Below are 903 nucleotides of genomic sequence, written 5' to 3' on the forward strand. Positions count from 1 at the left end.
CCGGCTCGACTGGTGGCCGGAGGTGACCGGCACCGATGTGCGCACCCCGCTGCTGGCCGCGCTCATCAGGCCGTACGCGAAGGACGCAGCCGCCCGCCCGGCGGCCAGGCCCGCCCACTTCGCCGACGCCGGGCTCACCGTCCTGCGCGGTCCGGAAGAGATCTGGTGCCGTTGCGACGGTGGCCCGCACGGCTTCCTGTCGATCGCCGCGCACGCCCACGCCGACGCGCTGTCCGTGGAGGTCCGGCACGACGGGATCGACGTGCTCGCGGACCCGGGGACGTACTGCTACCACGGGCAGCCCGAGTGGCGGGAGTACTTCCGCTCGACGCTCGGCCACAACACCCTCCAGCTGGACGGCGGTGACCAGTCCGTCTCCGGCGGCCCGTTCCTGTGGACCCGGCATGCCCGCACCCGCGTCCTGGACGTGGACAACTCCAGTGCGGGGGTGGCCCGTTGGGCCGCCGAGCACGACGGCTACCAGGGCTCGGTGCACCGCCGCAGGGTGGAGCTGACGGCCGAGAGCCAGGAGCTGAGGATCGTGGATGAGGTGCAAGGCCCGCGCCGGGACGTGCAGTTGGCGTTCCACCTCGGCCCGGCGATCGCCGCGGACCTGGTGGGGCGCCGGGCGGTGCTCACCTGGGTCCGGGACGGCGAGGGGCGTTCCGCGGTGCTCGACCTGCCGGAGCAGCTGTCCTGGCGGGCGCACCGCGGCGAGACCGAACCGCCGCTGGGCTGGTACTCCGCCGGATTCGGGCGCAAGGAACCCACCACCACGCTGGTCGGCACCGGTGTCGCCGCCGGCACGGACGGGTTCACCACCGTGCTCGGGTTCCGCGGCCGGGGGGACGCGTGAGGAACAGGAGACGGCACTGGGCGCTGGCGGCGGCACCGCTGGCGCTG

General features: G+C 74.4%; 1 protein-coding gene. It reads left to right on the forward strand.

Annotated elements, in window-relative coordinates; all coding sequences use genetic code 11:
- A partial coding sequence (locus tag R6V09_RS54000; protein ID WP_317888675.1) for a heparinase II/III family protein occupies positions 1 to 856 on the forward strand: 856 nt, incomplete at its 5' end.
- Positions 857 to 903: the final 47 nt, after the last annotated feature.

The organism is Streptomyces sp. W16, from assembly GCF_033194735.1.
GTDB lineage: Bacteria > Actinomycetota > Actinomycetes > Streptomycetales > Streptomycetaceae > Streptomyces.